This window comes from Streptomyces parvus (assembly GCF_032121415.1).
GTDB lineage: Bacteria > Actinomycetota > Actinomycetes > Streptomycetales > Streptomycetaceae > Streptomyces > Streptomyces globisporus_A.
Genome location: NZ_CP135079.1, coordinates 7,021,094 through 7,035,027 on the forward strand (window position 1 = coordinate 7,021,094; position 13,934 = coordinate 7,035,027).

Genomic DNA, 13,934 nt, shown 5'->3' on the forward strand with positions numbered 1-13,934 from the left:
TCCGTAGCTTTCCGAGTGGAGAGGAGTGGGTTCTGTCGCTTCACCAACTCCGGCTCCCGAGGGGCTATTCCGACCCCGGTGAAGGAATACCAGATCGGCCTCTGGTTGTTGACAGGCGCTTCGCGTTGCGCTCATCGAGGTCGGAGTGTGCGTCTGTAGGCCATTTGAGTGTCCTTGTCGGCAGCTCGGGCCGGACGGGGAAGGATGTCCCACCGCACCGATCGCCGGGGGTCCATTCTGGTCGCCGAGTCCACACGGGCCGTCGACCGAAGGAGCGTCGTAGTGACGACGAGGGGCATCTCGCAACCGGTGGAGAGCGATACCGCCGACGAGGACGAAATGCCGGTACGGAGCGGAGAGCCCGGCAACGTGGTCATCAAGTGGATGACCACGACGGATCACAAGACGATCGGTACGCTCTACCTCGTCACCTCCTTCGCGTTCTTCTGCGGGGGAGGAATCCTGGCTCTGGTGATGCGGGCCGAGCTGGCCCGGCCCGGTATCCAGCTGATTTCGAACGAGCAGTTCAACCAGGCGTTCACGATGCACGGCACGATCATGCTGCTGATGTTCGCGACGCCGCTGTTCGCCGGATTCGCCAACTGGATCATGCCGCTGCAGATCGGCGCGCCCGACGTGGCGTTCCCGCGGCTGAACATGTTCGCGTACTGGCTCTATCTCTTCGGCTCCCTCATCGCGGTGGCGGGCTTCCTCACGCCGCAGGGGGCGGCGGACTTCGGCTGGTTCGCCTATGCCCCGCTCAACGACGCGGTCCGTACGCCGGGTATCGGCGCCGATATGTGGATCATGGGTCTGGCCTTCTCCGGCTTCGGCACGATCCTCGGCTCGGTCAACTTCATCACCACGATCATCTGCATGCGCGCCCCGGGCATGACGATGTTCCGCATGCCGATCTTCACCTGGAACGTCCTGCTGACCGGCGTATTGGTCCTGCTGGCCTTCCCGGTTCTGGCCGCGGCCCTCTTGGTGCTGGAGGCCGACCGTAAATTCGGTGCCCATGTCTTCGACGCGGCCAACGGCGGCACGCTGCTGTGGCAGCACCTGTTCTGGTTCTTCGGCCATCCCGAGGTCTACATCATCGCTCTGCCGTTCTTCGGCATCGTCACCGAGATCTTCCCGGTCTTCAGCCGCAAACCGGTCTTCGGCTATATCGGACTGATCGCGGCCACGATCGCCATCGCCGGGCTGTCCGCGACCGTATGGGCGCACCACATGTTCGTCACGGGCGCGGTACTGCTGCCGTTCTTCTCCTTCATGACGTTCCTCATCGCCGTGCCGACAGGCGTGAAGTTCTTCAACTGGATCGGCACGATGTGGAAAGGGTCGCTGTCCCTGGAGACCCCGATGCTGTGGGCCGTCGGGTTCCTCGTCACCTTCCTGTTCGGCGGTCTGACCGGAATCATCCTCGCCTCACCGCCGCTGGACTTCCACGTCTCCGACTCGTACTTCGTCGTCGCCCACTTCCATTACGTGGTCTTCGGCACCGTGGTGTTCGCGATGTTCGCCGGATTCCATTTCTGGTGGCCGAAGTTCACCGGGAAGATGCTGGACGAACGGCTCGGCAAGATGACGTTCTGGACGCTGTTCGTCGGATTCCACGGCACGTTCCTCGTTCAGCACTGGCTGGGCGCCGAGGGCATGCCGCGCCGTTACGCGGACTATCTCGATGCCGACGGATTCACCGCGCTGAACACCGTCTCCACCATTTCCTCGTTCCTGCTCGGCCTGTCGATCCTGCCGTTCTTCTACAACGTCTGGAAGACCGCGCGGTACGGCAAGAAGGTCGGGGTCGACGACCCGTGGGGCTATGGCCGCTCGCTGGAGTGGGCGACCTCCTGCCCGCCGCCGCGGCACAACTTCGTCACGCTGCCGCGGATCCGTTCCGAATCCCCGGCGTTCGACCTGCACCATCCGGCGATCCGCTCCCTGCAGGAGGCCACCAACCGCCCCGACAACTCCAGGATCGTCGCCCCGGGGGACCGGCACGAGCAGTGACGTCGGCCCCGGACCTGACGGTGTGACGGAGAGGAGGACAGATGGAACCCGACAAGGACAGCGCCAGGGGGCTGGCGCAACTGGAGGGCTTTCTGCTGTGGAACGCCGAGGTCGAACGGGCACGACGGCAGGCACGCCGCTTCACCGACCAGTTGCCCTGGCTGACCACGGCGCAGCGTGAGGACGTCGAGCGGGTGTTCGTCACCGAACGCGTCGCCGTTTCACGGGAGTCACTCACCCGCGTCCGCGACCGCGCGGAAGAACTGCGCGAGGAGTACAGCGGGCGCTACGCGCGGCTCCGGGCCCGCTGCGTCGCCGTCTCGGTCGGTGCGGTGAGCGCGGCGACCTGCCTCGGTACGGCGGTGGCCCTGGCCATCCGCTGATCTCGCGGCAGCCCCTCCGCGCCGGAACTCCCCGGTGCGGCCGGGTGACCGGCCGCACCGGGCGGGGCCGGGGCGCGGGAGGCGAGCCGGATACGGTCAGTGGCCTACCAGGCAGAAGGGATGCCCGGCGGGATCGGCGTACACACGCCAGCCACGTTCTTCGTCCCCGGCGCCGAGCAGGGAGGCCCCGGCCGCCAGGACCTCCTCGTGCGACCGTTCCCGGTCGGTGACGCCGAAGTCCAGGTGGAACTGCTGGGGCGCCTCCTGGCCGGGCCAGCGGGGCGGCCGGTAGCCCGCCACCCGCTGAAAGGCGAGGACGAGCCCACAGGGCGTGTGCAGCGTGGACCACTCCGCGTCGCACTCCCACCGCCGGTCGGGACGGTCGACCTCTCCTCCCAGCAACGATGCGTAGAAATCGGCCAGTTCACTCGGGTCCGGGCAGTCGAGGACCACGCACTCCAGTTCAGCGATCATGACCGCATCGTAGGCATTTCCCGTCCACGCCGCGTGCGCCGCGGGGCTCAGCGCGCTCCGAACACCTGCGTCCACACCGGGCCGCCGCCGGAATCCTGCTTCCCCATGCCGATCTCCTTGAACGAGCAGTTGAGGATGTTCGCACGGTGTCCCGGGCTGTCCATCCAGGACTGCATCACGTCGGCCGGCGTCCGCTGCCCCTTGGCGATGTTCTCGCCGTACGTCGACCACCGGTATCCGGCGGCGGTGATCCGGTCGCCCGGGTCCCTGCCGTCCTGCGAGGTGTGGGAGAAGTAGTCCTGGGCCGCCATGTCGGCGGAGTGCCGCTGCGCGGCCGTGTTGAGCAGGCTGTTGACGGAGACCGGACCGCAGCCCTCCTTGGAGCGCTCGGCGTTGACCAGCTCGGTGACCTGCTCGGCCATCCCCGCCGGGGCGGGCGGTGCGGGAGCGGGCGGGTCCGGCTTCGGAGCCGGGGCGGCGGAGCTGGGCGCGGGCGGCGTCGTCGTCTTCTTCTTCGGCTTGGACTTGGGCTTCGGCTTGCGTGAGGGGCTCGGAGACTCCGAGGCGCTGGGCGACGTGGACGCCGAAGGGGAGGGGGACGACGTCGGGGCGGCCGACGTGGACACCTCCGTACGGGGGGCCGGAGCATCGGCCGTGACGGTCGTCGCGTCCCGGTCGTCGCCGTCGGTGTAGAGGTGCACCGCCGCGCCGCCCGTGCCCAGCGCCGCGACCGCGACGACGGCGGCGACAGCCGAGTTGCGACGACGCCGCCGGGCCTGCACCCGTCTGCGCTCGGCCCGGCCCGCCCCGGCACTGTCCGCGCCCGCAGCCGGTGCCTGGAGGTGCGCCGCCGTGGCGAGCAGCTCGGGAGCGGCCCCCGCCCCCGCCGCCGCGGCCACCGGAACGAGCGCGAGACCCACCAGCAGCCCCTCGGCGGGCACCAGGCCCGAGCCATGGCCCGAGCACACCGTGCACTCGCGGGCATGGCGGGCGAGCCTCTTGCGCCACAGGGCGGAGGGGACGCCGTCCCAGCCGGCGGTGATGTCCTCCAGCAGCACGCACGGCGGCTCCGCCGCCAGCGCGCCCACGACGACCCGCGCCGCCTCCAACTGGGCCTTCATCCGCTGCACCCGTACGGCGGTGTGCTGCGGGGTGAGTTCGAGAGCACCGGCGACCTCGGCCCGGGACAGATGCCCGGCGGTCTCCAGCCACCACAGCGACAACAGGGCGCGGTCGTCCTCGTCCAGCCAGCGCGTCGCCTCCGCCACCTGCCGCCGCTGGCCGGTCAGGCCGAGCTCCAGGATCGTCACCTCGACGAAATCCGCGCGGGGATCCGGCAGGTCGTACGCGGCCTCCAGCCGGTCCGCGGGTATCGCGCCCGCCTGCTTCTCGCGCCAGTGCGTGCGTATCTCGTTCATGGCTATCGCAACCAGCCAGGAACGGAAGCGCTCCGGGTCGCGAAGTTCGTGCAGGCCCCGGAGCATGCGCAGCACCGTCTCCTGCACCACGTCGTCCACGTCCGCATGGCCGTCCAGCGCACGTCCGACGACGTTGTACAGCAGCGGTAGATACGCCGAGACGAGCTGGTCCTTGGCCTGCTGGTCGCCGCCCTGCGCGGCCGCGATCAAGGCCGTCGGGTGATCCTTGCCCATGCTGTGCTCACTCTTCCGGGGTCCGGTGCTGTCACTTCCCACACTCGGGAGATGGGGTGAGGGCGGGACGATAACAAGAATCCGGCGAGCAACCCCGGAATCCTCTGCCGCGGACCTCCGCCGCCCGGCCCCGGTGGGCCCGTCGCGGGCCTGTGCGCAGCGGCCGCGGCACGCTCCGCGCACCGGGTCTGCGTCACGGAAGGAGATCCGTGACGCAGACCCGGTGCGCGGAAGGGAGGCGGCCGGACGCCGGCCGCCCGGTCACCGCTGGACCGGCTCAGGCGCGGGGCGGCCCGCCCTGGTCGCGGTCCGTGCCCAGCTGCTGCCTGAGCTTGTCCTGGGCGGTGTCGACGTGGCCCTTGTGCTTCCCCTGTGTACGGTCGTCGACCATGTCACCTGCCTTGTCGACGCCCTTGCCGGCCTGGTCCTCGTGGCCCTTGAGCATCTTCTTGATCTTGTCCATCGCGGACATACGTCCTCCTCGTCGACTCTTCGCCCCCCGCACATCAAGGTTCACCGCACCGGGCCCTGTCCGCATCCGCGCCGGGACATGGCGAGGACCCGGCCGACGGACCCGGGGAGCGTGGGAAGTGTGAAGCCGCGCCGACTGGGCACATACCGGTTGACCAGGAGGAGGTGGTGGCAATGGGCCGCATCCGAGTTGTCGTCCGTCGTCCCCCGCCCCCCTCGGGGCCGCCGCCGCTCGATCTGCGCACCCCGTCAGGCCGCCCCCTGCCGTACTGACCGCACCCGCCCCCGGCCCCTCCGGGCGCGCGCCGACGCGTCCGTACGGGTTACGGGACGTGCGTCCGCGTCATGGGTCGTCCATCCGCGTTACGGGTCCTCCGGGCGAGGGCCGTCGTCCAGCGGGCCGTGTCGCCGCGGTCTGCCCTCGTACCGCCCCGGGCCCGGTGCCGACAGCGGCGCGAGCTGCTCCACCAGGGCCTCCAGCTCCTCGACGGCGTACTCCGTCTCCCGGCGGATGTTCTTGTGCTCCGCGACGATGGCCCCGAGCAGCAGCGCGGTGAGCGCGACACAGCCGTTGAGCAGCGACAGATTGGCCATGATCTCCATCAGGCTGTGTCCGGCGAACGGTCCCAGCGCGTCCGTACCGGCGAGAATGGCGAGCACCGAGACGACCAGGGCGCACGGTGCGCTGCCGGGGAGCTGGAAGCGCAGGGCCGACCAGATGATCACCGGGAACACCACGTAGATCATCGACAGCGCGCTGCGCGTGGCGATCAGCGACACCACGACCACGACGACCGCGAGAACCGACGCCTCCAGCCAGCGGTCGCTCGGGCGGGGCCACCGCGCCCTGCGCAGGACCAGCAGGACGGGGGTGACCACCAGGACGCCCATCGCGTCCCCCGCCCACCAGGACGACCAGACCAGCCAGAACCGTCCCGGCGGAACCTTGTCGTCGAGCAGCAGCGTGAAGCTGCCGATGGTGGCGCTGATCAGCATCCCCGCGAACGCACCGAGGAAGACCAGGCAGACCCCGTCCCGCAGCCGGACCAGCTCATTGCGGAAGCCGACCCTCCGCAGCAGGGCGTACGCGGCCAGCGGGGCGGCCGTGTTGCCGAACATGATGGCCAGACGGCTCACGGTGAACGCGTCGCCGATCTCGGAGACCGTCACCAGCGTGCCCAGCGCGATGCCCGGCCAGACGCGGACGCCCAGGCACAGCAGCGCGGCCAGGGCGATACCGGTGGGCGGCCACAGCGGAGTGACGACCGCGCCGTCGACGACGACCTGGCGCATCAGCCCGACCCGCCCCGCCAGGTAGTAGGCGCCGGCCACGCCAAGGATCTGCGCCACGTACACGGCCCGACGTCTGGCTTCCTTGCTGCGGATCACACCACTCATCAGACACCGACCGCGGTAGCAGTCGGCAGGTGACACGCGCGGTACGGTCCGGCGTCACCGCGGGCCGCGGAGGGCGGCGGCATGCCGCAGGACCAGGACGGCGGCATCGTCCTCGTGCCCTGTCACCTCCGCCGCGCTCAGGACCTCGTCGGCCAGCTGTGCCGCGCTCGCCCCGGCGCGCGCGGCGACCAGCTGCCTGACCCGCTCCAGTCCCTCCTCGATCAGCAGCGACGGCCCCTCGACGACCCCGTCGGTGAGCAGCACGATCGCCCCGTCGCAGTCGAGGGTGCGCCGGGTGACGGGATAGCCCTCGCCGGGTTCGATGCCCAGCGGCATGCCGCCAGGGTCCTCCGTGAGGCCCGACCGGCCCCCCGTGGTGGCCCACACGGACGCCACATGCCCGGCCCGTGCGCTGTGCAGTTCCCAGGTCGTCGGGTCCAGCCGCAGGAACGTGCAGGTAGCGAAGAGCCCCGAGTCCACGGACAGCAGCAGGTCGTTCGTCCGGCCCAGGATCTCGCCCGGATCGGACGCCGTGCCCGCGATGGCCCGCATCGCGATCCGGACCTGCCCCATGAAGGCGGCCGCCTCGACGTCATGGCCCTGTACGTCGCCGATGGCGAAGCCGAGTGTCCCGTCCGCGAGGGGAAAACCGTCGTACCAGTCGCCGCCGATGTCCAGGCCGTGGCGGGCCGGTGCGTAACCGGCCGCGGACTGCAGACCGGGGAGCGTGGGCAGGGCCGCCGGAAGCATCTCGCGCTGGAGGGCCTGCGCGAGCTCCACCCTGGCCTGATGGAACTCCACCTCGCGCCGAGCACGCGCCGTGAGGTCCTGCAAGGTGTTGAGCAGGTCCTCGGCGCTGGCTGAGCGGGGAGTCCGACGCCGGTTCATGTGCCGCTCCGCGGTGCGTTATGTCCTTGAATCATAGGGCGGGCCACCCGGAGCGGCGACTGCGGCGACCGAGGCGACGTCCGCGTACCGGCGGCCCAGGTGGCGCGCCGCTCAGAACGGACGGGCGCGGTACAGATCGCGGAGCAGGGCGATCTCGGCACCGTGGTGCAGCACCTCCTGGTTGACCCACCAGACGACGTCGACAAAGAGGTCCTCGGCGTCGCTGCCGTTCGGATACGTGCTGTACCCGACGGTGTCCAGGGCCGTGTCGTCCGCGGTGAGCAGGGCCTCGCGCCAGGCGGCGGACGAGGTCTCGAAGGCGGCCACCGCACCGGCGGCGTCCCCCGGAGTGCGGTAGTCCTCGTGGGTGAGCGTCCTGCCGCCATGGGTGTGGTCGGCGCGGAGGGCGAGCATCTCGGAGAGATGGCTCAGACGCCACGCGACGGTGGTGAACGGCGGGGGAAACGGATGCGGGGAGTCCGCCGCGTCCCGCCCCCAGTCACCGGCCCCGGCCAGAGCCGTCGCCCGCGCCCCGGGCCCGTCGTCGCGACGGCGTACGGACCAGCAGTCGGGCACGGGTTCCCAGAGGTACTCATCGTCGCCGAGCGGCGTGACGCCGATGTCGACGCCGTTGCCGCTGTCCATGACGGGACCGGCCAGGCGGGCGAGGAGCCGTTCGCAGGCGAAGTCGAACTGCTCCAGCAGGGGGATCAGGCGCGGTGGGATGGTCACCGGTGGAGCGTGCCACAGCCGACGGGCGGACGCGCACCGATTTCCCCGCTGCCGCCCGCGGGCTCGGCCGGACGGGCCGGCACCGTACGGTCCGCCGCCGGACGGTGGCCGGATGGACGCTCGTACCGAGCCGTTGTCAGTGCCCGGTGGGATGCTGCCCGCATGGACGAGCTGATGAGGCAGCGACGGGTGTACGGCACCGACCACGACGACCCCCGCCCGGGACCGAGGCCTGGGCACGACTACCGCGAGCTGGTCGGCGGCCCGCTCGACGGGCTGCTGCTCGACGTCACCGGGTGGGGCGAGGCGGACCTGCGCGACGGCGTCGGGCTGGTCACCGAGATCGGCGCCTACGGGCCCGGCGGCCGCGCCGAGTACGGGCCGCGGTCGCCGGACAGCCACCAGTGGGACTGGCGCGGCGACGTGCGGTGACGAAGACCGGGTGGTGAGGGCAGGGGCGGCAGGAATCGAACCTGCGGCATACGGTTTTGGAGACCGCCGCTCTGGCCGCTGAGCTACGCCCCTTGGGTACGGGCTGAAGCCTGGCACCCCCCACCCAGCCGGCGCCAACCGGTTTACGCGGGGGCGGTGTTCCAGCACCGTGGCGCGGAACGCTCCCACCAGGGGCCGCAGATCGAGGCGACGAAGTCGTCGCGCCGCGGGATCGGCGACGGCGAGGCCGCCGCCCTCTTCCACGGGCAGCTACGCCGACGGCCTCGCCGCGCTCACGCAGCCGCTCGCCGGCTGACCGCCACGGGCGCCCGGGCCCCCACCTTGCGCCCGGCAAGCCGGGGGAGGGGCTGTGGGCCGGTCCGGGCCGTCCGATAGGTTGGCCGGTCATGTGGGCTTTGAGCGCGGTCGGATGCCGGCGGCTGGGTGCGGTGGGATCCCTGGCGATCGTCGGAGGCGGCTGGTTCGCCGGAAAACTGCCGTTCCACGACCCCTGGGGCCTGTGGACCGACCACGGGTCCGCCACGAAGGCCGTGGCCGCCGCCGTCGCCTACGTCGGACTGACCGTTCTCGTCGTGGCCTGGTGGCAGTACGGCAAGACCGCCTCCACCGCCCGCGACACCCTTGTCACCCTCGCCTGGTGGACGGCTCCGTTCCTGCTCGCGCCCCCGCTCTACAGCGCCGACGTCTACAGCTACATCGCCCAGGGCTCGATGGTCGTCGAAGGGCACGACGTCTACACCCTCGGCCCCTCCGCCCTGGACCCCGGCGGAATCGGCGGCGACGCCGCCGCGAGCGTCGGCAACCACTGGCGCGACACCCCCGCCCCCTACGGTCCGCTCTTCCTGCTGATCTCCGCCGCCGTCGCCTGGGCCACCGGTGGCACGATCGTCCCCGCCGTCCTGGCGATGCGGCTCGTCGCACTCGCCTCGCTCGCCCTGATCGCTTTGTCCCTGCGCCGCCTGGCGCGTGAACACGGCCGCAGCGAGAGCCGTGCCCTGTGGCTGGGTGCCCTCAACCCGCTGCTGCTGATCCACGTGGTCGGCGGCGTGCACAACGACGGGCTGATGATCGGCCTGATGCTCTCCGGTTTCGTCCTCGCGCTGCGCGGAAAGTGGATCGCGGGCAGCGCACTGGTCGGGCTCGCCATGATGGTGAAGTCGCCGGCGGCCGTGTCGCTGCTTTTCATCGGGGTCCTCGTACACTCCGCCGCGACGGGCCCCCAGTGGCGCCGCTGGGCCAAGGGGCTCCTCGCGCCCGGCCTGATCGCCTGTGCGGTCGCCGGAGGGGCGACCCTGGTCAGCGGCACCGGATTCGGCTGGCTCACCACCCAGGGCGTCGCCGCGAACATCCACACCGCGCTCTCCGCCACCAGCGACCTCGGCCTCGGCCTGGGAGAGCTGGCCCACCTGCTGCTGGGCGTCGACGCGGAGCCGGTCAAGTCCGCCGTCCAGACGCTGGGCCTGGCGGTCGCGCTCGTCCTGATCCTCGTCCTGGGCCGCCGCGCGATGCGCGGCACCGTCACGCCCGCCCACGCGCTCGGCCTCTCCCTGCTCGCGCTGGTCGCCCTCTCGCCCATGGTCCAGCCCTGGTACCTGCTCTGGGGCGTGGCCGTCGTCGCCGCGACCGCACCCTACGGCCGCCTCCTTGCCGTCCTGATCGTGCTCTCGGCGGCCCTGGTGTACGAGACGCACCCCATGGGGGCCACCCCGCCCTACGGATTCGCCCTCGCCGCACTCGCCGTCGTCCTCGGCACCCTCGCGATCCGCCGGGCCCCCCTCGCCCCGCCCGGCGTCCGGCTGCCCCGCCGGCGCAGCCCCGAGGACGCGGCGGACCGCCGGGGCACCCCCGCGTCCGCCGATTCCCCGGCTCCCGCCCCGGCCCCGCAGAACGCTCCGTGAGGAAAACCCCTCGACGCTCCCCAAGATCCTCCGCTACGCTGAGCGGGTCCTGTTGTCTCCGATAGAGGTGGACGTTGCGCATCTGAGGTCCGCGATCATCGCGCGGTACGGCCCTGGCCCGTACACGGTCACGACGCTGTCGGCATGTCTGCCGCCCGTGACTTCCGCGTGGATGCGACCTCGGTGCTGAGCCGTCCCTCACCTTCGCAGGACTGTTCTCCCCACCACTCTCCGGCCCCCGGCCGGGTCGCCGCGTGCTGTTCGCATACGAAGCCCCCTTGTACCTCCGCTTCCGACTGCGAGAACTCCCATGAGCCATCCCACCGCGCCCGGCGCCTCCGTCGCCGCCTCCAACCTCACCTTCCAGTGGCCCGACGGCACGAACCTCTTCGACGGGCTCTCCCTCACCGTCCCCCGGGGCCGCACCGGACTCGCCGGGGCCAACGGTGCCGGTAAGTCGACCCTCCTGCGCCTGTTCGCGGGACTCCTGCGTCCCGCGTCGGGGTCCGTCACCATCGGCGGAAACCTCGCCTACCTGCCGCAGAACATCACCCTGGACACCGGCCTCCACGTCGACGCCGCCCTCGGTATCGCCGAGCGGCGGGCCGCCCTGCGCGCCATCGAGTCCGGCGACGTACGGGAGGAGCACTTCGAAACCGTCGGCGACGACTGGGACGTCGAGGAACGCGCCCTGGCCACCCTCGGCTCCCTCGGGCTCGGCGCCGTCGAACTCGACCGCACCGTCGGCCAGCTGTCGGGTGGGGAGACCGTCCTGCTGCGCCTGGCCGCGCTGCTCCTGGAACGCCCGGACGTCCTCCTCCTCGACGAACCGACCAACAACCTGGACCTGTCCGCCCGCCGCAGGCTCTACGACGCCGTCGACTCCTGGCGCACCGGCATCCTGATCGTCGTCAGCCACGACCGGGACCTGCTGGAGCGCGTCGACCGCATCGCCGAACTCCGGGCGGGCTCGGTGAGCTGGTACGGGGGCGGCTGGTCCGCCTACCAGGAAGCTCTCGCCACCCAGCAGGAGGCCGCAGGGCGGATGCTGCGCGCCGCCGACGCCGACGTACGCCGTCAGCAGCGCGAGCTGGAGGAGACCCGGATCAAGGTGGCCCGCCGCCAGCGCCACGACAAGAAGCTGGACGGCCAGCGGAAGGCCCCGCGCATCGTCGCGGGGGAGCGCAAGCGCTCGGCCCAGGAGTCCGGGGACCGGCTGCGCGGACTGCACGAGGACCGCCTCGACGAGGCCCGCGAGCGCAGGGAGGAAGCCGCCGAGGCCATCCGCCGCGATGCCGAGATCAAGGTGAGCCTGCCCCACACCGCGGTGCCCGCGGGCCGCACCGTCCTGACCGTACGGGACCTGAGCCTCCCCTACGGGCGGCTGCGCGAGGGCAGCCTCCATGTACAGGGACCCGAGCGCATCGCCCTGGTCGGCCGCAACGGGGCCGGCAAGACCACCTTCCTGCGCACGCTCACCGGGGAGCTGGCGCCGAGCACCGGAGAGGCCACGGCGTCGGTGCCGTTGAAATTCCTCCCGCAGCGGCTCGACGTCCTCGACGACGCGTTGAGCGTCGCCGACAACGTCGCCCGCACCGCCCCCGGCACCACCGACAACCAGATCCGCTCCCAGCTCGCCCGGTTTCTCTTCAAGGGCGCCCGCGCGGAGCAGCCGGCAGGCACGCTCTCGGGCGGTGAACGCTTCCGGGCCGCGCTCGCGGCGACGATGCTCGCCGCCCCGGCACCCCAGCTGCTCCTGCTGGACGAGCCGACGAACAACCTCGACGTGGCCAGCGTGCGCCAGCTGACGAGCGCCCTGGAGTCCTACGAGGGCGCGCTGCTCATCGCCAGCCACGACCTGCCGTTCCTGGAATCCGTGGGTATCACCCGGTGGATCCTCTTGGACGACGAGCTGCGGGAGACCGACGCCGACGAGATCCGAGCACTGTTCGGGAGCGCGGAATCCACGCGGGCGGGCACGGTATGACGGGCGCCGACCTGGGCCCCTGCGTCGTCCTGATCACCGGGGTGATGGCCGCGGGCAAGTCCACCGTGGCCCAGCTCCTGGCCGAGAGCCTGCCGCGAGCGGTCCACGTGCGCGGCGACGTCTTCCGCCGCATGATCGTCTCCGGCCGCGCGGAGATGACACCCGACGAGGCCGAGGAGGCGCGGCGCCAGCTCGACCTGCGCCAGCGGCTCTCCGCGCAGGTGGCCGACGCCTACGCGGACGAGGGGTGGACGGCCGTCGTCCAGGACATCGTGCTCGGCGAGGATCTGCCGCGTTACGTCGACAGGGTCCGCACCCGCCCGCTGCACGTCGTCATGCTCGCGCCCTCGCCGGGAACCGTGCGCGAGCGGGAGGAGGGGCGGGGCAAGACCGGGTACGGGTCGTGGACGGTCGAGGCGTTCGACGCGTATCTGCGGAGCGGGACTCCGCGTACCGGGCTGTGGCTGGACACGTCCGGCCAGACGCCCGAGGAGACGGTTTCGGCCATCCTCGACGGACTGCGCGGGTGAGCCGCGCGCGAGCCGCGGCGGGGTGACACGGAGGGGCAGGACGGTGCGGGGGCGGCGGGGCTCTCAGGCCGCCTCGTAACTGTGGGCCCGTCCGCCCCGCCACTCCACCCAGAGCGGGTTGTCGAGGAGCCGGTCCGCTTCTTCGAGGCCGGCCCCGCTCAGGAACACGATCACGTCGTGGTCGCTGTGGGCCAGCCCGAGTATCTCGTCCCGGCCTTCGTAGTGCACGGTCACCCGGCGGCCGCCCGAGGGGGTCGGACGGTGGATGACGATCGGGGGATTTGCCATGGGTCCACCCTGCGACGCGCCCCGCACCCGCGCATCCCCGGCCGGGCCTCTTCGCGAGCGGTCCGATGGCGGCCCGGAAAAGGCCCCCGCACCGCCCCCGAGGGCCGCGGGGGCCCTCAACGCCCGGCGGGCGCGAGTTCCACCGTTGTGGTGACACGGACCAGGGAAGGGCGGCGCGGGGCGGAGCCGAATCCGAAGGCGACCGGCGGATCGAGCGGGGCGAGCGCGCCCAGGCTCACCCCGCCCAGCACGGCGTCTGCGGCCACGACCGGCCGCAGCCCCCGCGCCCCGTACCACTCGCGCCGCCCCGGGCCCGCGCGGCCCAGGGTGCGTACGCCGGGCATCAGCAACCGGGCCGGTACGTCGCACACCGCGGCCCAGACCGGGCTGCGGGCGAACGGGGCCGGCACGGCGGACAGCAGCAGGCCGAGGGCCGACCGGCGTCCGGTCCGCAGCCGCAGGCGCAGCGGCCCCGCCTCGACGAGCCAGGCGGAGTCCCCGGCCGGGGCGGCGGGGGTGACGGACACGGGCACCACCTCGATCCGGTCGAAGCGGTATGTGGCGGCGACGAAGTCCGCGATCCGCCGGGACGGGGCCAGCAGGACCCGTTCGCCGTCCGGATGCTCGACCATGACGTCGCTGAACGCCCCGAACGGCGAACGGGGCCAGTGCCCGACCACCAGCCGCGTGCCCGAGGAGGTCCCCACACCGGCGATCCAGCCGTCGAACCGCAGTCGTTCACCCGTCACGCTCCTCAGTCTGCC

At 71.8% G+C, this 13,934-nt stretch carries 14 protein-coding genes and 1 tRNA gene; 6 read left to right on the forward strand and 9 right to left on the reverse strand.

The annotated features are described in order from the left end of the window. The first annotated feature begins 339 nt into the window (after positions 1-339). Both ctaD and RNL97_RS32495 read left to right on the forward strand, forming a co-directional pair. The gene (ctaD, locus tag RNL97_RS32490; RefSeq protein WP_243316504.1) at positions 340-2,016 is read left to right on the forward strand and encodes an aa3-type cytochrome oxidase subunit I; all 1,677 of its coding nucleotides are present in this window, start codon (positions 340-342) and stop codon (positions 2,014-2,016) included. A 41-nt stretch (positions 2,017-2,057) separates the two neighbouring features. Beyond that, positions 2,058-2,399: a hypothetical protein gene (locus tag RNL97_RS32495; protein WP_030590764.1), complete on the forward strand. Its 342-nt coding sequence runs from the start codon at positions 2,058-2,060 to the stop codon at positions 2,397-2,399. A gap of 96 nt (positions 2,400-2,495) precedes the next feature. On the opposite strand, the gene RNL97_RS32500 is transcribed toward RNL97_RS32495, so the two are convergent. The 6 genes from RNL97_RS32500 to RNL97_RS32525 form a co-directional block, all read right to left on the reverse strand. Continuing rightward, complete coding sequence (locus RNL97_RS32500; protein ID WP_313751576.1) at positions 2,496-2,873, reverse strand: VOC family protein; 378 nt, start codon at positions 2,871-2,873, stop codon at positions 2,496-2,498. A gap of 47 nt (positions 2,874-2,920) precedes the next feature. Then, positions 2,921-4,525, reverse strand: a complete 1,605-nt coding sequence (locus RNL97_RS32505) for a sigma-70 family RNA polymerase sigma factor (protein ID WP_030590759.1) — start codon at positions 4,523-4,525, stop codon at positions 2,921-2,923. A gap of 277 nt (positions 4,526-4,802) precedes the next feature. Beyond that, positions 4,803-4,997 carry an antitoxin gene (locus RNL97_RS32510; RefSeq protein WP_030590756.1) on the reverse strand — a complete coding sequence of 65 codons (195 nt, stop codon included), beginning with the start codon at positions 4,995-4,997 and terminating at the stop codon, positions 4,803-4,805. A gap of 362 nt (positions 4,998-5,359) precedes the next feature. Continuing rightward, positions 5,360-6,385 carry an MASE1 domain-containing protein gene (locus RNL97_RS32515; RefSeq protein ID WP_243316209.1) on the reverse strand — a complete coding sequence of 342 codons (1,026 nt, stop codon included), beginning with the start codon at positions 6,383-6,385 and terminating at the stop codon, positions 5,360-5,362. A gap of 63 nt (positions 6,386-6,448) precedes the next feature. Continuing rightward, positions 6,449-7,282: a PP2C family protein-serine/threonine phosphatase gene (locus RNL97_RS32520; protein WP_030590750.1), complete on the reverse strand. Its 834-nt coding sequence runs from the start codon at positions 7,280-7,282 to the stop codon at positions 6,449-6,451. 111 nt (positions 7,283-7,393) lie between these two features. Then, positions 7,394-8,014 carry a DinB family protein gene (locus RNL97_RS32525; RefSeq protein ID WP_313751577.1) on the reverse strand — a complete coding sequence of 207 codons (621 nt, stop codon included), beginning with the start codon at positions 8,012-8,014 and terminating at the stop codon, positions 7,394-7,396. 162 nt (positions 8,015-8,176) lie between these two features. On the opposite strand from RNL97_RS32525, the gene RNL97_RS32530 reads away from it, so the two are divergent. Then, positions 8,177-8,446: a hypothetical protein gene (locus RNL97_RS32530; protein WP_003964175.1), complete on the forward strand. Its 270-nt coding sequence runs from the start codon at positions 8,177-8,179 to the stop codon at positions 8,444-8,446. A gap of 20 nt (positions 8,447-8,466) precedes the next feature. Here the strand turns inward: RNL97_RS32530 and RNL97_RS32535 are convergent. Continuing rightward, positions 8,467-8,539, reverse strand: a tRNA-Trp gene (locus RNL97_RS32535). Positions 8,540-8,853: 314 nt separating this feature from the next. On the opposite strand from RNL97_RS32535, the gene mptB reads away from it, so the two are divergent. The 3 genes from mptB to RNL97_RS32550 all read left to right on the forward strand — a co-directional run bounded on the left by mptB (position 8,854) and on the right by RNL97_RS32550 (position 12,882). Beyond that, positions 8,854-10,365, forward strand: a complete 1,512-nt coding sequence (gene mptB, locus RNL97_RS32540) for a polyprenol phosphomannose-dependent alpha 1,6 mannosyltransferase MptB (RefSeq protein ID WP_243316211.1) — start codon at positions 8,854-8,856, stop codon at positions 10,363-10,365. A gap of 310 nt (positions 10,366-10,675) precedes the next feature. After that, complete coding sequence (locus RNL97_RS32545; RefSeq protein ID WP_030590740.1) at positions 10,676-12,352, forward strand: ABC-F family ATP-binding cassette domain-containing protein; 1,677 nt, start codon at positions 10,676-10,678, stop codon at positions 12,350-12,352. Beyond that, positions 12,349-12,882 (forward strand): P-loop nucleotide/nucleoside kinase family protein, encoded by a 534-nt coding sequence (locus RNL97_RS32550; protein WP_030590737.1) that lies wholly within the window; start codon positions 12,349-12,351, stop codon positions 12,880-12,882. Before RNL97_RS32545 ends, RNL97_RS32550 begins: the two co-directional genes overlap by 4 nt. A gap of 63 nt (positions 12,883-12,945) precedes the next feature. Here the strand turns inward: RNL97_RS32550 and RNL97_RS32555 are convergent, their stop codons facing one another. Both RNL97_RS32555 and RNL97_RS32560 read right to left on the reverse strand, forming a co-directional pair. Further along, the gene (locus tag RNL97_RS32555) at positions 12,946-13,170 is read right to left on the reverse strand and encodes a hypothetical protein (RefSeq protein ID WP_030590734.1); all 225 of its coding nucleotides are present in this window, start codon (positions 13,168-13,170) and stop codon (positions 12,946-12,948) included. Positions 13,171-13,286: 116 nt separating this feature from the next. Continuing rightward, positions 13,287-13,919 (reverse strand): hypothetical protein, encoded by a 633-nt coding sequence (locus RNL97_RS32560; protein ID WP_243316213.1) that lies wholly within the window; start codon positions 13,917-13,919, stop codon positions 13,287-13,289. Positions 13,920-13,934 lie beyond the last annotated feature (15 nt).